The sequence below is a fragment of the Mesorhizobium sp. M8A.F.Ca.ET.202.01.1.1 genome (genome assembly GCF_004791595.1).
Classification (GTDB): Bacteria; Pseudomonadota; Alphaproteobacteria; order Rhizobiales; family Rhizobiaceae; genus Mesorhizobium.
The window spans coordinates 20,988-43,971 of the sequence record NZ_SRUN01000015.1 but is presented as its reverse complement, the minus strand read 5'-3'; the positions used below and the strand labels follow the sequence as shown (position 1 = coordinate 43,971).

The 22,984-nt window shown below is 61.6% G+C and carries 19 protein-coding genes and 1 tRNA gene; 10 read left to right on the top strand and 10 right to left on the bottom strand.

Annotation, left to right across the window (positions count from 1 at the left end; translation table 11 throughout):
* Nucleotides 1-1,294 (bottom strand): hypothetical protein (locus EN845_RS35560; RefSeq protein WP_210235522.1); only part of this gene is annotated, 1,294 nt, incomplete at its 3' end.
* 323 nt (nt 1,295-1,617) lie between these two features.
* Here EN845_RS35560 and EN845_RS27595 point away from each other — a divergent pair.
* Nucleotides 1,618-2,571 (top strand): transglutaminase-like cysteine peptidase, encoded by a 954-nt coding sequence (locus EN845_RS27595; RefSeq protein WP_127873134.1) that lies wholly within the window; start codon nt 1,618-1,620, stop codon nt 2,569-2,571.
* 131 nt (nt 2,572-2,702) lie between these two features.
* On the opposite strand, the gene EN845_RS27590 is transcribed toward EN845_RS27595, so the two are convergent.
* The 6 genes from EN845_RS27590 to EN845_RS27565 form a co-directional block, all read right to left on the bottom strand.
* A complete protein-coding gene (locus tag EN845_RS27590) occupies nt 2,703-3,254 on the bottom strand; it encodes a ribbon-helix-helix domain-containing protein (RefSeq protein WP_281040042.1) in 552 nt (183 codons plus the stop codon).
* A gap of 79 nt (nt 3,255-3,333) precedes the next feature.
* On the bottom strand, nt 3,334-4,623 hold the full coding sequence (locus EN845_RS27585) for an HlyD family type I secretion periplasmic adaptor subunit (protein ID WP_127873135.1): 1,290 nt from the start codon (nt 4,621-4,623) through the stop codon (nt 3,334-3,336).
* 50 nt (nt 4,624-4,673) lie between these two features.
* A complete protein-coding gene (locus EN845_RS27580) occupies nt 4,674-6,806 on the bottom strand; it encodes a type I secretion system permease/ATPase (RefSeq protein WP_127276188.1) in 2,133 nt (710 codons plus the stop codon).
* Nucleotides 6,807-6,845: 39 nt separating this feature from the next.
* Complete coding sequence (locus EN845_RS27575; RefSeq protein ID WP_127276186.1) at nt 6,846-8,294, bottom strand: TolC family protein; 1,449 nt, start codon at nt 8,292-8,294, stop codon at nt 6,846-6,848.
* A 343-nt stretch (nt 8,295-8,637) separates the two neighbouring features.
* A tRNA-Gln gene (locus EN845_RS27570) sits at nt 8,638-8,712 on the bottom strand.
* Nucleotides 8,713-8,839: 127 nt separating this feature from the next.
* On the bottom strand, nt 8,840-9,184 hold the full coding sequence (locus EN845_RS27565) for a VOC family protein (RefSeq protein ID WP_127276184.1): 345 nt from the start codon (nt 9,182-9,184) through the stop codon (nt 8,840-8,842).
* Between the two features lie 226 nt (nt 9,185-9,410).
* Between EN845_RS27565 and ppdK the strand changes: the two genes are divergently transcribed.
* The 3 genes from ppdK to EN845_RS27550 all read left to right on the top strand — a co-directional run bounded on the left by ppdK (nt 9,411) and on the right by EN845_RS27550 (nt 14,208).
* Nucleotides 9,411-12,089, top strand: a complete 2,679-nt coding sequence (ppdK, locus tag EN845_RS27560) for a pyruvate, phosphate dikinase (RefSeq protein ID WP_127873136.1) — start codon at nt 9,411-9,413, stop codon at nt 12,087-12,089.
* A 118-nt stretch (nt 12,090-12,207) separates the two neighbouring features.
* Nucleotides 12,208-13,311: a glycosyltransferase family 9 protein gene (locus EN845_RS27555; protein ID WP_127873137.1), complete on the top strand. Its 1,104-nt coding sequence runs from the start codon at nt 12,208-12,210 to the stop codon at nt 13,309-13,311.
* 156 nt (nt 13,312-13,467) lie between these two features.
* Entirely contained in the window at nt 13,468-14,208 is a 741-nt protein-coding gene (locus EN845_RS27550; protein ID WP_127873138.1) for a polysaccharide deacetylase family protein, read from the top strand.
* A 270-nt stretch (nt 14,209-14,478) separates the two neighbouring features.
* Here the strand turns inward: EN845_RS27550 and EN845_RS27545 are convergent, their stop codons facing one another.
* Both EN845_RS27545 and EN845_RS27540 read right to left on the bottom strand, forming a co-directional pair.
* Nucleotides 14,479-14,868, bottom strand: a complete 390-nt coding sequence (locus tag EN845_RS27545; RefSeq protein ID WP_127276175.1) for a DUF427 domain-containing protein — start codon at nt 14,866-14,868, stop codon at nt 14,479-14,481.
* A 127-nt stretch (nt 14,869-14,995) separates the two neighbouring features.
* Nucleotides 14,996-15,349, bottom strand: a complete 354-nt coding sequence (locus EN845_RS27540) for a hypothetical protein (protein WP_127276173.1) — start codon at nt 15,347-15,349, stop codon at nt 14,996-14,998.
* 335 nt (nt 15,350-15,684) lie between these two features.
* Here EN845_RS27540 and EN845_RS27535 point away from each other — a divergent pair, with 335 nt between their 5' ends.
* Nucleotides 15,685-17,313, top strand: a complete 1,629-nt coding sequence (locus EN845_RS27535; protein ID WP_127873139.1) for a fatty-acid--CoA ligase — start codon at nt 15,685-15,687, stop codon at nt 17,311-17,313.
* Between the two features lie 78 nt (nt 17,314-17,391).
* Nucleotides 17,392-18,177 (top strand): DUF1499 domain-containing protein, encoded by a 786-nt coding sequence (locus EN845_RS27530; protein WP_127873140.1) that lies wholly within the window; start codon nt 17,392-17,394, stop codon nt 18,175-18,177.
* Nucleotides 18,178-18,240: 63 nt separating this feature from the next.
* Here the strand turns inward: EN845_RS27530 and EN845_RS27525 are convergent, their stop codons facing one another.
* Entirely contained in the window at nt 18,241-19,149 is a 909-nt protein-coding gene (locus tag EN845_RS27525) for an MBL fold metallo-hydrolase (protein ID WP_127873141.1), read from the bottom strand.
* A 115-nt stretch (nt 19,150-19,264) separates the two neighbouring features.
* Here EN845_RS27525 and EN845_RS27520 point away from each other — a divergent pair, with 115 nt between their 5' ends.
* The 4 genes from EN845_RS27520 to rfbA all read left to right on the top strand — a co-directional run bounded on the left by EN845_RS27520 (nt 19,265) and on the right by rfbA (nt 22,983).
* A complete protein-coding gene (locus tag EN845_RS27520; protein ID WP_127281119.1) occupies nt 19,265-19,855 on the top strand; it encodes a biotin transporter BioY in 591 nt (196 codons plus the stop codon).
* A gap of 95 nt (nt 19,856-19,950) precedes the next feature.
* On the top strand, nt 19,951-20,976 hold the full coding sequence (locus tag EN845_RS27515; protein WP_127873142.1) for an NAD-dependent epimerase: 1,026 nt from the start codon (nt 19,951-19,953) through the stop codon (nt 20,974-20,976).
* A gap of 108 nt (nt 20,977-21,084) precedes the next feature.
* Nucleotides 21,085-21,897 (top strand): class I SAM-dependent methyltransferase, encoded by an 813-nt coding sequence (locus EN845_RS27510; RefSeq protein ID WP_127873143.1) that lies wholly within the window; start codon nt 21,085-21,087, stop codon nt 21,895-21,897.
* A 204-nt stretch (nt 21,898-22,101) separates the two neighbouring features.
* The gene (rfbA, locus tag EN845_RS27505) at nt 22,102-22,983 is read left to right on the top strand and encodes a glucose-1-phosphate thymidylyltransferase RfbA (protein ID WP_127873144.1); all 882 of its coding nucleotides are present in this window, start codon (nt 22,102-22,104) and stop codon (nt 22,981-22,983) included.
* The last annotated feature ends 1 nt before the right edge of the window (nt 22,984 follow it).

Sequence of the window (22,984 nt, the reverse complement as noted above, 5' to 3'; positions counted from 1 at the left end):
CGTAGCTATAGGTGCCGTCAGGGCTCAGTGTCAGCGTGCCGTACTGGCCAACGACATGGAAGTCGCCGCCCACCACCGTCGTTGCCCCGGAACCCGTCACGCCACTCACCGCGGCGCCGTCGGCACCTTTGGTGTCGGCGCCGGCCGCATTGCCGTCGCTGCCGACGCCGGTAATCACGTTGCCGCTCGCCGTGCCGCCTTCCGAGACGCTGTCCGTGTCGGCAACCGCCGTCGGCACGTCATCGATGATGGCAACGGCAAAGGTCGTGCTCGCGGTGTCGCCGTCGACATCCGTGACGGTGATGCTGAAAGTGTCGGGAACCGTGTCGTTGGCGTCGTATCCGGTCGTGTGAACGGGATGGGTAACCGACTCGGTGACCGTGTAGTCATACTGGATGGCACCCGTGCCAGGATCGAACGACAGGATCGTGATGTAGCCGAACTCGCCCGCGATTTGCTGGTTAACGCCGGTCACGGTGGTGCCGTTGATGACGATCGAGCCGATGCCATCGGGTGCGTCGATGCTGATCGTGCCGACGCCGGAGGTTTCGGAGTTGCTTGGTGCGTCGCTGCCCGGCGATTGTTGCGAGCCGCCATCGAGGCCGGTTTCGCTGGCCGCCTGGCCAGGGTCGGTCAGGGACATGGCCACCACGGAGACGCCCCTGTCGACCAAGGAAGGAAACAGCTCGCGATGATCCAGCTGCCCAAAATGCAGGTCAGTCGGCGGCAGCAATGCCGAAAGGCCGAAGCCGTCGCCGATCCCGCCGGCAGGCTGTTCGAAATTGCCGCCGGCGCTCGAGGCCGAACCTCCCGGGCCCGCCGAGATGGAACCATCCGTGCCAAACGCGACATCGACATGGCTCGCTTCCAGCGCGGCGATCAAGGCCACGCGCGGCACTTCGACTTCGCCGATGATGAAGGTCGGCACATTCAGGGCGCCGTCCTTGATGACGATGACCGAGCCGTCCGCCTGCTCGAGCACGAGGTTGTGCCCGTCGACCTTGATGTTGTCGATCGAGATATTGGCGGGAAGTCTGACGACGTTGCTTGCGTCGGCGACGTATTCGTGTGGGGCATTTGCCGCTGGCGGAGCAGCCGCTGGCGCACCGCCGCCGACATCGACGGGCACGGGTTCGGCCGAAGCCGGCGCCGTTTGGGCCGGTGCCGCCGCCTGCTCGGCCGGTGCGGCCTGCGCCACCAACTGGATCGGCGCTGTCAGGTCCTGGTGATCGTTGGAGACGGAATGCTCGTCCCACGAGTTCGAAACGTTGTCCAATTCAATACTGGTCGCCATAGCTTAAACCCCTCCGGCATTTCCCGGAAAGAGACAGGTGGCGCCTCGACTTTGCAACGGTCCATCAATCCATTCTATATATTTGGATATGCCTGCGATAACTTTTTTTACGCTTGGTAAACTGTGAACATATAATCAGTTATATGTTGTCTTGGACGCATGGCGCTTCGCCGCGAGCGATGCGAACAATCCGGTAAATAGAAGTATAAATACGTGTAAAATTTTACTCAAATTAGCAAAACGATTATACAGGAAAGTTATCCACCTTCCTTTCCAGTAATTTGAGACAAGATTGGTAGCGTCCACGGTCAAAGGTGGGCGTCATGAAAAAACAAAAGAATGCTCCGGGGAAGAGCAAGCTCAAGCTGCTTCTGCTGGCAGTGGGGATGGCCGGCTCGGCGCAACCAGCCCTTGCCGGGCCGGTCGTCAGGGATTTCCTGGCCGAAACAGCGCTGCTTGGGACGGTCCAGGCGCCGCATGGTCTCGGCGGTATTTCGCTGCAAAGGTACCAGCCCTGGCAGCCGGCCGCCCCCTACCAGATCAGCCTTGTCCTGAACGGCTACAGTCCCGTTCCAGCGCAAGACGGCTCCAGCGCCTCGACCGCGCAAGAAGGCAGGGGGGTCGACCCGATGCAGACTGCGTCGATTATCCCGGGCGTGTTCGGGTCGGTTGCATTGTCCATGCGCAATTTTCCCGTTTCGGCGCGCTGGGCACCAGTCTACCAGGCCATAACCGGTTGCACCGCGGGCAGTCCCTGTGACTACAAGAGCCCGGCCTTCGCGGCCATGGTCTCGGCCGCCCAAGGCAAGGGCTTTGTCGAAAAACTGTCATTCATCAACAGCGGCATCAACCACCTGATCGCCTACAAGAAGGACAGCGTCGTTTACGGCAAGCTCGACTACTGGGCGAAACCGTCGGAAATCCTCGCCAATCGCGCCGGTGACTGCGAGGACTTCGCCATCCTCAAGATGACGGCGTTGCTGAGGGCCGGCATTCCGGCACGCAGCATGTCGCTCGTCGTTCTCCAGGACCGCAAGCGAGGTTTCTTCCACGCCGTGCTTTCGGTGAGCACTGCAGGCGGCGCTTACATTCTCGACAGTCTCAACAACACGGTGCTCAAGGACAGCGCGCTCCCGGACTACCAGCCACTGTATTCGTTCAGCACCGACCGGGCATGGATCCACGGGTCCAAGCCGGGGGCCGCGCAGATGGCCGACGTCAAGGGCGGTTTCGAAACCGTCGCGCCTGGCGAAGGCGCGCTACTGGAAGTCAAGTAAAGGCAAGGTGGTCGCTTCCTGTCCCGGCTCAATGCCGAGAGCAATTCCGGGAAAAGTGCGCAGCGCTTTGCCATTGGGAATTGCCGTGAAAACAAGGAGATGGAACGGTTTCCGCGAAAGGATGAGCCGCTCTATCCGTTGAAGACAAAAGCCATCAGCAATTCCAGGTCCTGCACCGGCGCGCGCACCACGTTCAGCTGGCCCCGGTAGCGGCGCTCGCCGGCACCGATCACAAATCCGCTCGCAACGGCAACGTCGCCATTGGTGTCAAGGCGCGCGAATATATCCGCCACGTTGAGATCCAGCGCCAGCTTCAGGTCCTGCCGCGTGTCCTGGTCGAATGCTGTCGGCAACTGCCGTTTGACCAGTTGCTGGAACGACGCATTGAACGTCACGATCTTCTTCGTCGATGCCAAGGCGAAAGCCGGCGACGGACAGGCAAGCAGAATGGCGTTTACCGTCCTGATCGACGCAAGCTTGCGCAGGTTCAGGTTCTCGTTCCCCGATTCGCGTATGCAGGCGACCCGAATTGCCGAGGTCAGGTTTCCTTTTTCCGCGTGACTTTCGGCGATCTCGTCGACCAGCATGCCGATCGTGCATTTGCGGCTCTCGGCCATCTGCTTCAGCGAAACCCAGAAAGCCCGCTCAAGACGGATGCCGCGCCTTACGCCGCCGCGCGCCACGACGCGGAACTCGAGCTCGAAATCTTCTGTCGGGAGCGGCAGAAGCAAACGGTCTTTCAAGGTCCGGGGAGAGATGGCGTTATCGCTCACTCATTGCCTCCTGACGTGCCTTGTTGATCGGCTTCAGCAGGTAGCTCAGGATCGTCTTGCGCCCGGTCTTGATATCCACGGAACAGATCATGCCGGGGATGATCGAATATGCCTTTCCGTCTCGCACCAGCGTCGATTTCTCGGTTGCAACACGCACCTGATAATAGGGTTCGCCCGTCTTCTGATCGACCAGGCTGTCCGCGGTAATGTTGGAAACCTTGCCTTCGATGCCGCCAAAGATCGAGAAGTCGTAAGCCGTGACTTTTATCAAGGCATCCTGATCGGGGCGGATAAAGGCGACATCGCGGGGCGAAACACGTGCTTCTACCAGCAATGTCTCGGAAGTAGGCACGATGCCGGCTACGACAGTACCGGGCTGGACGAAGGCGCCGACGGTGTTCAGTTCCATCGTGTTGACGATACCGTCCACCGGCGAGCGGATATCCGTTCGCGCGACCTTGTCGGTCGCGCCGCGAATGGTTTCGTCCACCACCGAAAGATCGGCCAAGGCCTGCGTCAGGTCATCGAGTGCTTCCTGCTTCAGTTGCAGCCCGAGTTCCTCGACCTGGAGCTGCGCCTCGGTGATCGCCGACTTGGCTTTCTTTATCGTCTCGCCGGCCAGGTTTAATTGGCCGTTGAGTTCGGTTTGCTCTTGCTCGACCTTGAGCTGCTCGGTCCTTGCCATCAGACCCTTCTTGACCATCGCCTCGACCAGCGTCGCCTGTTGGTCGCTCACAGCCAGGTTTTTTGTCAATCGGTCGAGATTGGCGTTCGCTTCGTCGAGTTCCTTTTCGCGCTGGTCGAGGCGCGACTTGAGCACCGACAGCTTGTTGTCGAAGTTTTCGCGTCGGGCAACGAGGAGATTTTGCTCGTTGTCGCAGATTTCCGGCGCCACCGCCTGAATGTCCTGCGGACATGGAAACGATCCGCTGATGCTGCCGCTCTGTTCGTATTTGAGCCTGGCGATGCGTGTCTGCAGGGCTCGCGCCTTGGCTTGCTGTTCGCCGAGGCTGGACGTGTTCAAAGTATTGTCGAGACGAATGATAAGGTCGTTCTTCCTGACGACCTGCCCCACCTTCACGGCGATTTCCTGAACGACGCCCGGCTCGCTGGCCTGGATGACCTGGGTCTTGGAGGCCGGTATGACCTTGCCATCGCCACGCGCGATCTCGTCGACCTCGGCGAATGATGACCAGGCGACAAAGGCGACGAAGAGCGCCGCTATGATGAATATGGACGCCGTCGCGAAAAGCGGCGGGCGGTCTTCTCTGGCAAGCATTTCCTACGCCCCGTTATTATATCGGGTTTAGCCCGATATAATTTGTTCATTCAGGAATTGGTTCTCTGCAGCGCCTGAATGACTTGTTCTTTTGGCCCGTCAGCAACGATCCTTCCTTGTTCGACAACAATAAGGCGATCGGCCAGTTCGAGCATGCTGAAGCGATGCGTCGAGACGATCAGCGTCGTGTTGCGGTCAAAAGCGGTCTTCAGTTGCTTGATCAGCTGTCGTTCCGAAGCCAGGTCCATCGAGCCGGACGGTTCATCCAGAAAGACGATCTTCGGCTTGGTCAAAAGCAGCCGGGCAATCGCCACCGTCTGTCTCTGCCCGCCGGAAAGATTGGTGCCTCGCTCGCCGACATTCATGTCGTAGCCGCGTGGATGGCGAGAGACGAACTCGTCGACGCCGGCGGCTTTTGCAGCTTCGATGATCTGCTCGTCGGTCGCCTCCGGAGATGCCATGAGCAGGTTCTCCTTCACGGTGCCCGAAAACAGATCGCCAGCTTGCGCGACGATGCCGACGGCGGCGCGCACCTCCGACGGGTGATACTGGCGGATGTCGATGCCATCCAGCAGCAGCTCGCCCGAGCTCGGCAGGAAAAGCCTGCCGATCAGGCGTCCCATCGTCGTCTTGCCCGACCCGATGCGGCCGATGATGCCGATGCGTTCGCCCGGTTTCACCGAGAAGTTCAGGCCGGACAGAACCTCGTTTTCCGATCCGGGATAGACGAAGCCGACATTCTTGAACGTCATCGCTCCATTGCGGATCGGGCGATTGACAAAGCCCACCGTGTCCGGCCGGTCCTCCGGTTGGGACATGATGGAATTCACCATTCTCAAGGAGAGCATGGCCTGGCGAAATCTCGACAAGGTGATCGCGATCTGGCCGAGCGGAGCCACGGCCCGGCTCGCCAGCATCACCGTTCCGATAATGGCTCCTGTCGATACATGCCCTTCCGAAAAGGCATAGGCTCCGGCCACGACCAGGGCGACCGTCACAAGCTGCTGGATGGCCTGGGTGATGTTGCCGGCCGCGGCCGAGAGCTGCTTGATCTTCTCGGAGGTGTTGGCCGCATTCTTCGAATGCTCGCCCCACTTCCTCAGCAAATAGGCTTCGGCGCGCAGCGACTTGATTGTTTCCAGCGTGGAGATGGACTCGACCAGCAAGGCCTGGCGCTGGGATGCTTCGTTCATCGAGGCGGCGACCCGTTTGCCGATGCGATGTTGCGTGACGAGGCCGACGATTACCGACGCCACAAATGCCAGGGCCGGTATGATGACCAACCAATCGCCGATCGCGTAGATGACCAGCAGGAAGATGAAGACAAAGGCCGTGTCGATGAAGACGCTGATGGTGTTGGAGGTGAAAAACTCCCTGACGAACTCATATTGAGTGACACGGTTGGCATATTCGCCGGTCGAGCCAGGTCGCGCGGACAAGGATGAATTCAGCACCTTCTCGAACAGCAGATACGATATCCGCAGGTCCGCCTTGCGCCCGGCATAGTCGATGAGCGAGGCGCGGGCCGTCTTCAGGAGCAGGTCGAAGAGAATGACGGCACCGATACCGATCGCCAACACCCAGAGCGTCGATATCGCCTTGTTCGGCAATATACGGTCATAGACGTTCATGGTGAAGATCGGCGAGGCGATGGCCAGCAGGTTGATGAAAATCGCCGACAGCACGACCTTCGAATAGGTGCGCCAGAAAGCGCCCATCGTTCCCGTCAGCCAATGGCGCCGTTCGATCTGCTGCGCCGACCCGACCTTCATGCCTTCGGTGGCGTTGGCATAGGTGATCGAGAAGGATACGCCGCCACTGATGTAACTCGCGGCCAGCTCGGATTTGCCGATAGTCGTGCGCCCGTCTTCCTGCGGCGCCGTGAGATACCCGTCGCCATCGATTTCGGCCAGCAGGGCGATCGGCAACTGGCTGACACGGAAGATAATTGCCGGAAGATCGACGCGACCGCGCAGGAAGTCGCGATGATTGAATTCGTGGGTCTCGAGACCGATGCGTTCGGCAAGATGCCGGATCTCGGTGACCTCGATGCGCGTGTCCGAAATCGGCACCCCGGCAAACAGCACGGTCTCCGCACTCGGCCTGCCGAGATAGGCCGCAATCGCCGAAAAGCAGGCCTTGAACGCCTCCTTGGGCGACAGAATATGTGGCTGCTGATTCACGATCCGCCCGCCAGGACCCTCAACCTCCCTTACACCGGCTCACTTCTTCCTGACCGGGGCAAGGATGTCGAAGGGTATATCGTTCGTCTGTTCCGACGGGGTCCGTGCATAGGTTTCGGTGTCCGCGGTCTCCGGAACCGCAAATTCATCTTTGGCGTAGGCCGTGGCCTGCTTCGGCGGATGGATGTCCATCGTTTTCAGCAACTGCCCGGTCGCTGCCAGAAGCCGATATTGCGCAAAGAGCGATGCGTAGGACGCGGTGTCCGCCAGCGTCGCTGTGTTGAACCGCGTATTCTGCGCATCCAGCACATCGAGCAGCGAGCGCTGTCCGACCTTGAACTGCTCGCGATAAGAAGCAACCAGCTTCTCGTTGGTAGCGGCTTGCAGCTTCAGGGTCTTTGCCAGATCGGCTTGCCGGAAGCGGCGATCCCACGACGTGCGAACGGCTTCTTCGATCTCCCGCAGAACCTGATGCAGCCCAAGCCGCTGCTCGCTGGCGCGGCGGATCTGCTCCTGCTCATTGGCTTTGTCGATGCCGCCCCGGTACAGATTCCACCGCAGCACCACCCGTGCTTGCAGATCGGACGTGTCTCCATTGTCGCCGTCAATGTCGTATCCGGCCCGGGCAACGCCTTCGGCGACGACCGAAGGGCCGTATTTCGCCCGCGCGGCGTCAACCTGCGAGGCGGCGGCGGAAATATCGCTATTGGCCATGTGGACGCGCGGATTGTTCTCCCGCGCAATGCCCAGTGCGTCGTCCAGCGACCTTGGCAGCGCAGAGGAAACATCGCCTGGCCGCGATGCATTGGTCAGCGGCTTCCCAACGGTCTTGAAGAAGCGGATCCTCGAGGCCTCGAGTTCCTCGGCGGCTTCCTGCATGCGGGCCTTGGCCGCGAACAAGCGCTCCTCCGCCTGTTGCCGGTCGGCTTCGTTCAACCCGCCGCCTGCTATGCCTTCCCTGATGTCGTGGAGAATCGCTTGGTGAAAGCCCAGATTCTTCTTTGCCTCTGCCACGATCGAGGCCTGAAGCATGTATTCCAGGTAATCCTGGACAACCGACAGCCCGATGAACTCGGATCGCTCCAGCACGCGGAACGAGGCGCCATCGACCCGCGAGGCCTGACGGTTGAGTTCGGCTCGCCTTGCGCCACTATCATAAAGCGTTTGCGAAACTGTCAGGTCGGTCTCCGCGGGATAAAGAGCGTCGTGCTCGATGGAGAGCGCGCGGCGGGAGGAGTTGTCCAGACGGCGAGCACCAGCGGATGCCTCGACATCGACGCTTGGGAGATAAAGCCCTTTTGCCTGTCTCAGTTCGAACTCGATCGCCTCACGGTTTTCGATGGCCTGGCCGATTTCCGGATTGGATTCCACCGCAACCGCCATGGCCTCCTTGAGTGTCAGTGCATGCGCGCTCCAGCAACTCAGCATGGTAGCCGTCATCAAGAGACCAACGCTCATGACCTTGGTCGACAGACCTGTCGTCTTCATTTTCCCACCCACGTTTCCCCGCGCTTTGTTAAGAGCGCCCCAGCCGGGCTTGGCGCCTGGCCTTGTTGACTATCTTGCAAATTACCGTGAGCGTTTCATTATTAAGCTGTGACTAAATCACAGAATCCAGACAGACGGCCAAAGAATGTAGCAAAAATGGCACACATTTGAGACGCTGGTGGGGACCAAGTGCCGGTATTGAAACTTGAAACACCGAGACAGGATACGGAGATGGCCAACAGGACGCTTGTTCTGACAATATCCTGATGAGTACGCATGCCTGCAAATAAAGTGCGCTTGGCGCGGCGTTTTTGAGCAGGGCCGATTCGGTGCGTGCTGCGCTTGGCTGGGGCGCCAGGATTCGAACCTGGGAATGTCGGTACCAAAAACCGATGCCTTACCACTTGGCGACGCCCCAATAGCCGTCAGAGTCGCTGTGCGGCGCGTTATTAGCAGAGCAGCCGAAAAGCACAATGCTTATGAGCAGCCGCGAAGGCACTCGCCTGACCAGCAGTGCGATTGCCTCCAGATGATCCACAAGCGGACTATACGGACCACACGGCCAACTCGTTGCCGGCTGGGTCGACGAAGTGGAAGCGTCGGCCGCCGGGGAATGGGAATATCGGCTTGACGATCGTTCCGCCGGCGCTTTCGACCGCGCGAAGGGTTTCTTCCAGATTCTCACTGTAAAGCACAGGCAGCGGCTTGGCCGGCGCTTCCCCTGCATCAGCCTGAAAACCTCCTTCCAGCCCCTCGGCAAAGGCCGAATAGGTTGGTCCATAGTCGGTGAACGACCATCCAAAGGCAGCGCTGTAGAAGCCCTTCAGCCGGTCCAGCGTGCCGCCGGTCGCCGGCATTTCCAGATAGTCCAGTTTTCCAGGCCGTTTCATGGGACACCTCTTTGTTCCCTTTATGTTCTAGATATCGAACATTGAGGTGGCAAGTCTTTTTGACGCATCCGGGGGCATGGCTTTTTCTTAATCGATTGTAGCGACCCGACGGCTTTGGCCGGCGCTTGCCTTTCGCACTGCAGCATCATATCGCTCCAAAGTCGGACACGGGCGGAGCTTTCCGTTTCGCCAATCTTTCCAATCTCCTGCAACCGGAGAGCAAAGCATGACCAAATGGGTTTTCACCTTTGGCGATGGTGCGGCGGAAGGCCGTGCCGGCGACAAGAATCTGCTGGGCGGCAAGGGCGCCAATCTGGCCGAGATGTGCAGCCTGGGCCTGCCGGTGCCGCCGGGTTTTACGATCACCACCGAGGTCTGCAATGCCTACTATGCCAATGGCCGTACCTACCCGGCGGGATTGGAAGCCGACGTCGCTGTCGCGCTCGACCATATCGGCCGGCTGACCGGCCGCCGGTTCGGCGACCCTTCGAAGCTGCTCCTGGTTTCGGTGCGTTCCGGCGCCCGGGCGTCGATGCCCGGCATGATGGACACGGTGCTCAATCTCGGATTGAACGACGAGACGGTCGAGGCCCTGGCCTCCGATTCCGGCGATGCGCGCTTTGCCTATGACAGCTACCGCCGTTTCATCCAGATGTATTCCGATGTCGTCATGGGCCTCGATCACGAGGTGTTCGAGGAAATCCTGGAAGACCAGAAAGCCAGCCTCGGCCATGAACTCGACACCGAGCTGACGGCCATCGAATGGCAAGGCGTCATCGCGCTCTACAAAGCCAAGGTCGAGGAAGAGCTCGGCCGGCCGTTCCCGCAGGATCCGCACGAGCAGCTCTGGGGCGCGATCGGCGCCGTGTTTTCGAGCTGGATGAACAACCGCGCCATCACCTACCGGCGCCTGCACGATATTCCCGAAAGCTGGGGCACGGCGGTCAATGTTCAGGCCATGGTGTTCGGCAATATGGGCGAGACCTCGGCCACCGGCGTTGCCTTCACCCGCAACCCGTCGACCGGCGAAAAGCAGCTCTATGGCGAGTTCCTGGTCAACGCGCAGGGCGAGGATGTCGTTGCCGGCATCCGCACGCCGCAGAACATCACCGAGGCGGCGCGCATCGCGGCGGGTTCCGACAAGCCGTCACTGCAGAAGCTGATGCCGGACGCCTTCCAGTCGTTCGTCACCATTTCCGACAGCCTGGAAAAGCACTATCGCGACATGCAGGATCTCGAATTCACCATCGAGCGCGGCAAGTTGTGGATGCTGCAGACCCGTTCCGGCAAGCGTACCGCCAAGGCGGCGCTCAGGATTGCCGTCGAAATGGCCAGGGACGGACTGATCACCAAGGAGGAAGCGGTCACGCGCATTGATCCGGCTTCGCTTGACCAGTTGCTGCACCCGACCATCGACCCGAAAGCCGCGCGCGACGTCATTGGCGTCGGCCTGCCGGCGTCCCCCGGGGCCGCCACCGGTGAGATCGTCTTTTCCTCCGGCGATGCCGAGGACCTGAAGACGCAAGGGCGCAAGGCGATCCTGGTGCGCATAGAGACCAGTCCGGAAGATATCCACGGCATGCACGCGGCCGAAGGTATCCTGACCACGCGCGGCGGCATGACCAGCCACGCGGCGGTTGTCGCGCGCGGCATGGGCAAGCCTTGTGTGTCCGGCGCCGGCTCGCTGCGCGTCGACTACAGGGCCGGCACGCTGCTCTCGATGGGCCAGACCTTCCGCAAGGGCGACATCATCACCATCGACGGCGGTAACGGCCAGGTGCTCAAGGGCTCCGTGGCGATGCTGCAGCCGGAATTGTCAGGCGATTTCGCGGCCATCATGGAGTGGGCGGACGCGGTTCGCCGCATGAAGGTGCGCACCAACGCCGAAACGCCTCTCGATGCCCGCATGGCGCGCTCCTTCGGCGCCGAAGGCATCGGGCTTTGTCGGACCGAACACATGTTCTTCGACGGCGCGCGCATCGTCGCCATGCGCGAGATGATCCTGGCCGACACCGAGAAGGACCGGCGCGCCGCGCTGGCCAAGCTTCTGCCCATGCAGCGCTCGGATTTTCTGGAACTGTTCGAAATCATGGCCGGCCTGCCGGTGACGATCCGCCTGCTCGATCCGCCGCTGCACGAATTCCTGCCCAAGACCGAAGCCGAACTCGCCGAGGTCGCGGTCGCCATGAACGTGTCGCCCGACAAGCTCAGGCAGCGCACCGAGGCGCTGCACGAATTCAATCCGATGCTCGGCCATCGCGGCTGTCGGCTCGCCGTCTCTTACCCGGAGATCGCCGAGATGCAGGCGCGCGCCATTTTCGAGGCCGCTGTCGAGGCCGGGAAGAAAGCCGGCGCGCTGGTGGTGCCCGAGATCATGGTGCCGCTGGTCGGCCTGGTGAAGGAACTCGATTATGTGAAGGCGCGCATCGATGCGGTCGCCAAGAGCGTCATGGATGAGAGCGGCGTCAAGATCGACTACCTCACTGGAACCATGATTGAGCTCCCCCGCGCGGCGATCCGCGCCCATGTCATCGCCGAGTCGGCCGAGTTCTTCTCCTTCGGCACCAACGACCTCACCCAGACCACCTTCGGCATCTCGCGCGACGATGCGGCGTCCTTCCTGGAAACCTACCGCCAGAAGGGCATCATCGAGCAGGATCCGTTCGTCTCGCTCGACATTGACGGTGTCGGTGAACTGGTACGCATGGCGGCGCAAAAGGGCAGGGCGACGCGGCCCGGCATCAAGCTTGGCATTTGCGGCGAGCATGGCGGTGATCCCTCGTCGATCCGCTTCTGCGAGGAGGTCGGGCTCGACTACGTCTCCTGCTCGCCCTACCGCGTGCCGATCGCCAGGCTGGCGGCCGCGCAGGCCGCGGTGCATGCGGCGAAGACGGGGCGTGGATAGACTGGTACGGAGCTTAAGGTTTGTAGGAAAATTCACGTGAACGTGCTGGCGACATAGCGTAATCTCGACACTGTTCTCGACCAATTTACGGATGACCGCCAATTGCTCCCGGAAACAGATGTTGCAGATATCACCCGCTCCGATCCGCTCGATCCTGATCATTCAAACGAAGTTCGTAGGCGATATCGTCCTCGCCTCGACACTCGCCAGGAACCTGCGGCTCGAATTCCCCGGCGCCAGGATCGTGTTCCTCTGCGAAGCACATTTCGAGAGCTTCGTGGTTGCGCATGGCATCGCTTCCGAGGTGGTTGCGTTCAGGCGGGCCAGCATGCGGGGTACCCTACTGCAACGCGCAAAAGAGCTCTATGCCGTGGTGCGGGCGCTGCGTGGCTTTCGCTTCGACCTGACGATCGACCTGACCGATTCCAAGACCTCTCGGCTTGTCAGCGGGTTCGTCAACGCCAGGACACGCGTCGGCTACAATCCTTCCGAGAGGCCGCTGAAGCTGTTGGAGCGGCAGCCCGCCAATGTGTTTGCCAAGCCATTCGGGTTTGGCGGCCAGCATTTTGTCTATCGCTATCTCTCCCCTCTTGAAGCACTCGGCATCGATCTGCACGCCACGGTACCGAGCATCAAGCCGCTGCCATTCGAGGCCGAGAAAGCCCTGGCGCTCCTGGGCAGGCACCATATCCACCCGAACGCCTTCATCGCCGTGCATGCGGGCGCCAGTTTCAAGGGCCGGCAATGGCAGCCCGAACGGTTCGCGGAGGCGATTGACGAGATCGCGGCCGAAACCGGACTGGGTGTCGTCCTGGTCGGGGGGCCAGACGAACGTGAAGCCGCCGCGCGGATCGTCGCCGGGACGGCGACGCAGGTGGTCGACCTGGTTGGAGAGCTGTCGCTCGAGAGCCTGCTGGCGGTCCTGGAACAGGCCCGGATGTTTCTTGGCAACGAAAGCGGCCCGATGCACATGGCCGCTGCCGCGGGTACCCCGGTTGTCGGCCTTTTCGGCCTGACCAATCCGTCGCGCTGGGGACCTGTCGGCGTGCCCAGCATCGCGCTTCGGCCGTCAATGCCATGTGATTGCGTGGCCAAGGATCTGTGCCGCCGGACCGACCCCAGCAAGGCGTGCTGCGTTTGGCGCCTGGAGGTGAAGCCGGTCGTCGAAGCGGCGCGCGAGGTTCTGGCGCGCACCGAGATGAAACAGGAACGCGCTGTCTGAGCGGTGATCGATCGGCAAGGCTGTCGTCCAACAGCTCGTTCTCAGTCGGTCAAATTGCCGCGCCAGGCGTTTTTCTGCTATCCATCGTCCCGATTTCCGCCTTCATGCGGGTTTTGGGTTACCGGCTTGAAATCGCCGGTCAGGAATTCGGGTTCGATGCGTCTGCTGCAAAAAAATCTCTGCATGATCGCCATGTCGATAGCGCTGCTATCCAGCGCCCATGCCGCGCCGCTGGTCGAACCCACGCTGCACATCAAGCCGGCTGCAAGCGGAACCGGTCGCGTCGCGCTCACGCTCGATGCCTGCGGCGGCAAGACCGACACGCGCATTCTCTCGGCGCTGGTGGACAACAGGATACCGGCCACCATTTTCGTCACCGGCATCTGGCTGAAGCGCAACGCCGAGGCCGTCGCGATCATGCGGGCACATCCCGACCTGTTCGAACTGGAAAATCACGGCGGCCGCCATGTTCCGGCGGTCGACACGCCACAGAAAATCTATGGCATACGCAGCGCCGGCAGTCCCGAAGCGGTAGCGGCCGAGGTCGAGTCGGGCGCCGCCGCACTTGCCGGGACCGGCGAGCCGGCGCCGAAATGGTTCCGCGGCGCAACCGCCGAATATAGCCCCTCGGCCATTGCAATGATCCGCAAGCTCGGCTTCAAGATTGCCGGCTTCTCGATCAATGGCGATGGCGGCTCGCTGCTCGGCGCCAAGGAGACGGCCAAGCGTATCGCCGCGGCCAAGGATGGCGACGTCATCATCGCTCATATCAACCAGCCGACCCATGCCGCAGGCGAGGGCGTTGTCCAGGGCCTGCTGGCGCTCAAGGACAAGGGCATGACCTTCGTGCGGCTCGACGACGCCGATGGGACGGGCAATCACGGCACCACCGAGTAGAACGGTTCAAAACCGATCGAGAGCGGTTCAGTGTTCGATAGAATGTCTGACCCGCTCTAACTTCTTGTTTTTACGCAATTCCCGAGGGGAAGCGCTACGCGCTTCTCCCGGGAAAACCGCTGCGCACTTTTCCTGGAATTGCTTGTCTTATGACTTTCGTTGCCGAAGGGTCGAGAACGGACCGCCGGGAGAGGGTGCCAGCCCTCTCGTCGGCGGCGAGGGTCGGATCTGAACCTCAATGCACTCTCAAGTGCCTTCGGGCTGAAGCGTTCAGTCCGGCTTGGCTTCGATGGTGACCTTGCTGGCGTAGAACGCGCCGTGGTCGCGGATGTCGGTCATCTCGTCGAACGGTTGGCGGTAGGCCCACATCGCATCCTTGCCCGCTTCGCCCGCCGGCAGCACGCTCCAATAGCTGGCGTCACCCTTGTAGGGGCAGTGGGTCGAGTGGTCCGTTCGGCTGAGCTTGTCGAAATCGATGTCGGCGAACGGAATGTAGAAGGCGGCGGGGTAAGGGGCCTCCGTCAGCACCTTCGCCTTCGCGGACGAAGCGATGACCGTATCGCCGGCGCGGACCGTGACGGTGCCGGAATAGGGCTCTATCGTGATGATCTTGTCGGGATTGCGCTGAAAGCCGGGTGCCGGGTTGGCGATCTTGTCCATGCTGGTTCCTCTTGCCCCGACCTTAAGTGTGGTGGACGGCCGGATTGCGCAAGCCCGTAGTCGCAAACAAAACAGACGCCATGCGCTCGTGCGTGGCGCAAGATAGCCTTCGGGTTGCCGCGGAAATTCAGGCGGCGGTTTTGAAGGCGTCCATCAGCCCGGCATAGGCGGCCGCGATGCCCGCCACCGGGTTGCTGCTTCTCGAAATGGTCTCGACTTTCAGCGCCCCGCCGCCGGTTGGCAAGGTGAGCAGGAGGAACTGGCGATTGCCGCCATCGCCGACGGATGCCGCCGCGACGTGCTGGCCTTCCCCTTCGTTCTGGACGCACATCTTGAACAGCAGCGTGCCGCCGACCGCTTCGAGCGCGCCGCCGACAACTTCGACGAACTCGTCTTCGGAAACAGTCTTTTCGTCCGGCACCAGATCGGCCAGGCTTTCGGCAAGTGTACTCTCGAGAACCTTATCGTCGAGCGTGTCCATGCGAACCTCTTTCAGTCGCCAATCGCACCCCTTTGCCCGTTAACGAAACTTAACACCGACGATGGCCGGATTGTGGCGCTTTTTGCTGTCGGTCCGATCACCGGAGTTTACCTCGATGCAAACGTATTTGAAGCCCCTGACATTCGACTGGCGGCAGGACCAGCCAAATGGACTCAAAAAGCGTCCGGATTCAATCGTTTGCCAATACGGGTCGAACTCCGAATTTCGTCCGCTGCGCTCCTGGATGGCTGGACAATTCCCGGGTTCGCTTCACAATGCGATCAAAAGGGTGAAGCGAAAAGCTCGGGGGCGAAAAGCGTGAGGGAGGGAACGGCATGCTGGGATTGATGCAGGAATGGCCGCTGCTGTGCCACAAGCTGATCGACAACGCTGAAAGGCAGCATGGTGTGCGCGAGATCGTGTCGCGTTCGATCGAGGGGCCGATCGTGCGCACCACCTACGCCGACATCCATCGTCGTTCCCTCAAGGTCGCCCAGCGCTTGGAGCGCGACGGTTTTGCCTTGGGCGACCGCATCGCGACGCTGGCCTGGAACACCGCCCGCCACATCGAGGCCTGGTATGGCACCATGGGCATCGGCGCTATCTACCACACCCTCAATCCGCGCCTGTTTCCAGAACAGATCGTCTGGATCATGAACCACGCCGAGGACAAGGCCGTTTTCGTCGACATCACCTTCATCCCGTTGCTCGAGAAGATCGCTGGTGCCGTCAAATCGCTGAAGAAGGTGATCGTGCTCACCGACAAGGCGCACATGCCGCAAACGACCTTGCCCGGTGTCGTAGCCTACGAGGACTGGCTCGATGAGGTCGATGGCGACTTCACCTGGAAGACCTTCGACGAAGGCACCGCCGCCGGCATGTGCTATACGTCCGGCACGACGGGTGACCCCAAGGGCGTCGTCTACAGCCATCGCTCGAACGTGCTTCATGCCATGATCGCGGCCATGCCCGACGCCATGGGCCTGTCGGCGCGCGACACGATCCTGCCGGTGGTGCCGATGTTCCACGCCAATGCCTGGGGCCTTGGCCAGAGCGGCCCGATGATGGGCTCCAAGCTGGTCATGCCTGGCTGCAAGATGGACGGTGCCTCGATCTATGAGTTGCTCGACCAGGAGAAGGTCACATTCAGCGCCGCCGTGCCGACCGTGTGGATGATGTTGCTCCAATATCTGGAGGAGACCGGCAAGACACTTCCCCATCTCAACAAGGTCGTGATCGGCGGCTCGTCGTGCCCGCGCGCGATCATGACGAAGTTCCAGAACAATTACGGTGTCCAGGTCATCCACGCCTGGGGCATGACCGAAATGTCGCCGCTCGGCACGCTGTGCACCTTGAAGCCGGACTATGCAGACCTTGACGGCGAGGCTCGGCTCGACGTCCAGAGCAAGCAGGGTTACCCGCCCTTCGGCGTCGAAATGAAGGTGACCGACGACGACGACAACGCGCAGCCCTGGGACGGCAAGACGTTTGGCCGGCTCAAGGTACGCGGTCCGGCAGTCGCTCGCGCCTATTATGGCGGTGTGGGCGCGGAGCAGTTCGATGAGGATGGCTGGTTCGATACCGGAGACGTCGCTCATATCGATGCCGGGGGCTACATGCAGATCACCGACCGCGCCAAGGACGTCATCAAGTCCGGCGGCGAATGGATTTCGACCATCGACCTGGAGAATCTGGCCGTCGGCCACCCCGATGTAGCGGAAGCGGCGGCCATCGGCGTCCAGCATTCGAAATGGGGCGAGCGGCCCTTGCTGGTCGTAGTCGCCAAGCCGGGCAAGGAACCGACCAAGGCCGAGATTCTCGATTTCATGGATGGCAAGGTGGCCAAATGGTGGGTGCCGGACGACGTCGCTTTCGTCGGTGAGATACCGCACACCGCCACCGGCAAGATCCAGAAGATCACCTTGCGTCAGCAGTTCAGGGACTATCGCTTGCCGACGGATTGAGGGGATGTTGCGTGTTTCGGCTTCAAGCCGCCGCAAAAAGGCACTAAACCTCCGTCCGGGTTGGGGCAGCAGAGAATAATGGTTAGCATTCCCGAACGGCAAACGTCGAAGGCTGCCAGCTGGTCGCGGCGCACGGCCGCCTTTTCGGCGGTGCTTTTGCTGACGAACTTTGTCGGCCATCGCTTCGGCCTCGTTCAAACGCCGGTGTTCCTGTGGGTGTTGGGCATTGTCGCCCTGCTGGCGGCGCTGGCGCTGTTGCTTGCCGGCCTGGCCTTTGCGAGGCTGTGGAATTTTGGTGACCGTGGTGGCCGCGATCTCACCGTCGGCGCCGTGCTGGCGCTGCTGGTGCTCACCCCCTATGGCGTTGCCGCCTACTGGGCGACGATCTATCCGCCGCTGCGGGACATCTCGACCGATTTCGATGAACCGCCCGCGCTCGATGTCGGTGACCGGACCAAGGACATGAACGTGCTGTCTCCGCCGACGCCGGGTGAGCAGAGTTTGCAGACCGACAGCTATCCATTGGTCACCGCACGCAGCTACGACCTGCCATTTGAGACCATCGTCAACGCCGTTGAAACCGTGCTCGACCGGCGCGGCTGGGACCTTTCGGAGCCTTATCCCGAACTCGCCGGACAGACAGAGGTGACCATCACCGCCATTGCCTCGAGCTTCGTTCTCGGCCTTCCCGCCGACGTCGCCATTCGCGTCATGGATGACGGCGACACGGTCATCGTCGACATGCGCTCGGCCTCGCGTTACGGCCGCCATGACCTTGGCGACAATGCCGCGCGCATCACCGATTTCCTGGCGGAACTGGATCAGGAAGTCGCCGGCCAGGTCGGCGCGGCGCCGGCCGAGTAGCCATTTCCGCGCGAATTCGCGCCTGCGACGGCGGTAGGGTGAACGCTTGGGTGTGGGGCAGACCTATCGGACCGGCGTGAAAATGCCATCTATGGCTGGGGCGGCGTTTGTCGCCACGACGCCGCGCGCCACCAAATCCTCCAGATGGGCAAGCACCGACAGGCCGGCGGCGCCGTGCAGCCGTGGATCGGTATCCCTGTAGATCGCCCTGACCATGTCGGGGACTGTCCTGTCGCCGGCTCTGATCCGCTCCAGTATGGCCCGTTCGCGCATCTTGCGATGCGTCTTCAGTCCACGCATGTAAGCGCGCGGCGCAGTCACTGGTCCGCCATGGCCAGGCAGCAGCAGGCGATCGCCGCGCTCGATCAGCCGGTCGAGCGATGCCATGTAATCGGCCATTGCCCCGTCCGGCGGCGCGACGATGGAGGTTGCCCAGCTCATGACATGATCGGCTGAAAACAGGATTTCGGTGCCTTCCAGCGCGAATGCCGCGTGATTGGCGGTGTGGCCGGGCGTCAGCACCGTTCGGATCGTCCAGCCGTCGCCGCTGACCAGTTCGCCGTCCGGCAACGCGATGTCGGGGATGAAAGCGGTGTCGGCGCTGGCGTCGAGCGCATTGGTTTCGCCGATATGCAAGGGTCTCGCCGGCCGGTGCGGTCCCTCCGCCAGCACCTGGGCGCCGGTGCGCTCCTTCAACCGGGCCGCCAGCGGGGAATGGTCGCGATGCGTGTGGCTGACGAAAATGTGGCTGACCGGCCGTCCGGCGATCACGTCGAGCAAGGTCCGCAGATGCCCCTCGTCATCCGGTCCGGGATCGATCACCGCCAGCGTGTCACGTCCCACGACATAGCTGTTGGTGCCATGAAAGGTGAAGGGACTGGGATTGCGGGCGGTGACACGTTGCACGTCGGGGGCCACGCTTACGCCTTGGCCATAAGCGGGGTCGAAGCTGGTATCGAATTTGAGAGCCATGTCGGCACATTGTTCCCGGAACGGCAAAACCGATTGCCGCATAGCACGCAAGCCAATATAGGAAAACGCAAGACCGCGATTTCTGGTTCGCGGCAAGATTGAATTGGGGAAGATCATGACAACCGCAACGACGACGCGCCCGCTTGTTTTTCTGGCCCTGCCGCAAGATGGTGCCGCGCGGCTGGCGACGCAGTTTTTCCTGGCGATTGCCGGGACACTGCTGTTGACCCTTTCGGCCAAGACCAGGGTAGTGCTCGGGCCTGTCGATATCTCGATGCAGACGCTCGCCGTCTTCCTGATCGCCGCCGCCTTCGGCATGCGGCTCGGCGTCGCCACTTTGCTGCTCTACATGGCGGAAGGCGCGATGGGCTTCCCGGTCTTCCAGGGCACGCCGGAAAAAGGCGTCGGCATCGCCTATATGCTCGGTTCGACCGGCGGCTATCTCGCCGGCTTCGTGGTCATGGCGGCGATTGTCGGCTGGGCCGCCGACCGCGGCTGGGACCGTCATCCGATCAAGCTCTTCAACGCCATGCTGGTTGCCGAAGTGGTGATGATGGCAATGGGTTTTGCCTGGCTGGCGCTGCTCATCGGCCCGGAAAAATCCTGGCAGTTCGGCGTCGTGCCGTTCATCGTCGGCGACCTGATCAAGGTGGCTCTCGCGGCCAGCCTCGTGCCGGCCGTCTGGTCATTGCTGAAGCGCTCCTGATTTGAGAACATCCGGCCCGGATCACTTCGGGCCGGAGCTTGGCCTGCGATGAGTTCGGGCCTGTTTCCCAGCCATGTCACGGACGGGCGGTTCTGATGAAGGTTCTGGTCACCGGCGCTGCCGGGTTCATAGGCTATCATGTCGCCAGGCGGCTCCTGGAGCGCGGTGACGAGGTTGTCGGCATCGACAGCATCAACGACTACTACGACCCTGAGATCAAGGAGGCGCGGCTGCGGCTGCTGGCCGAGGCGGGTCGCGGCACCAATGCCGGCTATCATTTCATCCATGGCAATCTCGCCGACCGCAGCGTGGTCGACGGCTGCTTTGCCGACCACGCCTTCGACCGGGTGATCCACCTGGCCGCGCAGGCAGGCGTGCGCTACAGCTTGGAAAACCCACACGCCTATGTCGAAAGCAACATCGTTGCTTTCACCAACATGCTCGAGGCCTGCCGCGGCAGCCGTGTCGGGCACCTGACCTATGCCAGCACCTCCAGTGTCTATGGCGCCAACACCGACATGCCGTTTTCCGAGCATCGCCCGGCCGACCATCCCTTGCAGTTCTACGCCGCCACCAAGCGCGCCAACGAACTGATGGCGCACAGCTACAGCCATCTGTTCGGCCTGCCCACCACGGGGCTGCGTTTCTTCACCGTGTACGGTCCCTGGGGGCGCCCGGACATGGCGCTGTTCCTGTTCACCAGGAGCATCCTGGCCGGCGAGCCGATCAAGCTGTTCAACAACGGCAACCACACGCGCGACTTCACCTATGTCGAGGACATCGCCGAAGGCGTGATCCGCGCCAGCGACAGCCCCGCCGCGGCCAACCCGGCCTGGGATTCCAGCCATCCGGATTCGGCGACCAGCAGCGCGCCCTGGCGCATCTTCAACATCGGCAACAACAATCCGGTGAAGCTGACCGCCTATGTCGAGGCGCTGGAAAACGCGCTTGGCCGCAAGGCCGTGATCGAACTCCTGCCGCTGCAGGCCGGCGACGTGCCCGACACCTTCGCCGACACTTCGGCACTGCAAGCGGCGGTCGGCTACCGCCCCCGGACCTCCGTCACGGAGGGGGTAGGGCGGTTCGTCGAGTGGTACCTGGGTTATTTTGGGCCGCGTTGAGTGTGATGAACGCGTTCTTGACCACGTAAAGACCGGCTCGCGGTCGAAAAAGACCAGGAACAAAAATATGTGCTAGTCTCCCCAAGTCATCAGACGGTGGGGATTGCCATGTTGGAAACGGACAAACTGTTCGCCGGCTCGATTCCTGAAAACTACGACCGGTACATGGTGCCTTTGATTTTCGAGCCGTTCGCCGCGGATATCGCGCGCCGAGCCGCGGCCCTGTCGCCGGGGGCTGTCCTGGAAATCGCCGCGGGCACCGGGGTCGTCACCCGCGCATTGGCGCCAAGACTGGCCCCTGGCGCAAGCTATGTCGTGACCGACCTGAACCAGCCGATGCTCGACTACGCCGCCTCGCGACAGACACCCGACAGCCGCATCACATGGCGCCAGGCGGATGCGATGGCGTTGCCGTTCGAGGATGCGGCCTTCGATCTCGTCTGTTGCCAGTTCGGTGCGATGTTCTTTCCAAACCGCGCCTCCGCCTACCGCGAAGCCAGGCGGGTCCTGAAGCCGGGAGGCCGGTTCCTGTTCAACGTATGGGATCGTATCGAGGAGAATGTGTTCGCCGATGATGTGACCAATGCCCTCGCGCGGATTTTTCCCGACGATCCGCCGCGCTTCCTGGCACGCACGCCGCACGGCTATCACGATAAGGCGCTGATCCGTCGCGACCTTGAAGACGCGGGTTTGTCCGATGTCGCGATCGAGACAAGAGCCGAGCAAAGCCGCGCATCCTCACCACGGCTTCCAGCCGTCGCTTATTGTCAGGGCACCGTCCTTCGCACCGAAATCGTGGCCAGGGACGCTGGAAAACTGGACGCCGCGACCGACTACGCGGCATCAGCCATTGCCGACAGACATGGCAGCGGCGCAGTTGCCGCCAAAATCCAGGCACATGTGATCGTGGCCGCGGCCTGAATGTTGGAACGTCCACCCTGCGCAATGGCCGCTGCCCCGTTCTCGACAAGACCGAAAGTGCGATCAGTGGTCAGGCCTCGGCCTTGATGGCCGCTATCCAACATGGCCGACGCGTTTGTCGTGTGCCGCATTGACAAGCCAATGCATGAAACCTAAGCACAGGCACACAGGGCCGGGGGGCTTTGGCATGTCGAGGAGAGCTTCTTGAAAGGAATTATCCTTGCTGGAGGCAGTGGAACGCGTCTTTATCCACTAACATTAGCAGTCTCTAAGCAAATTCTTCCCATTTACGACAAGCCGATGATCTATTATCCGCTGAGCGTGCTGATGCTCGCGGGAATACGAGAGATTCTGATCATTTCGACGCCCCGTGATCTGCCGGCTTTTCGTGGTTTGCTCGGCGACGGGTCGGAGTTCGGGCTGGCCCTGTCTTACGCCGAGCAGCCGCAGCCCAATGGACTCGCGGAAGCCTTCATCATCGGCCGCGATTTCATCGGCAAGGACAGCGTGTCGATGATCCTGGGCGACAACATCTATTTTGGCGACGGGCTATCGCAGCTTTGCCGCGTCGCGGCATCGCGCCAGAGGGGTGCCTCGGTGTTCGCCTACCATGTCGAGGATCCCGAACGCTATGGCGTGGTGTCTTTCGACAAGGCGACCGGAACCGCGCTGACGATTGAGGAAAAGCCGCAAAAGCCGAAGTCGAACTGGGCCGTCACAGGTCTCTATTTCTACGACAATGACGTCGTCGACATCGCCCCGACCATCCGTCCTTCGGCGCGTGGCGAGATCGAGATCACGGCGGTCAACAATGTCTATCTCGAGCGCGGCCAGCTCCATGTTCACCGGCTGGGACGCGGCTATGCCTGGCTCGACACCGGTACGCATGACAGCCTGCACGAAGCCTCTTCCTTCGTGCGCACGATCGAGCATCGCCAGGGCATCAAGGTCGCCTGTCCGGAGGAAATCGCCTTCGAACAGGGATGGCTGACGGCGGACATGGTGCTGGAGCGCGCAAGCCGGCTGGGAAAGAACGAGTACGCCGCCTATCTGCGCCGGCGCGTCGTCGATCTTTCGGAGGGTTGAG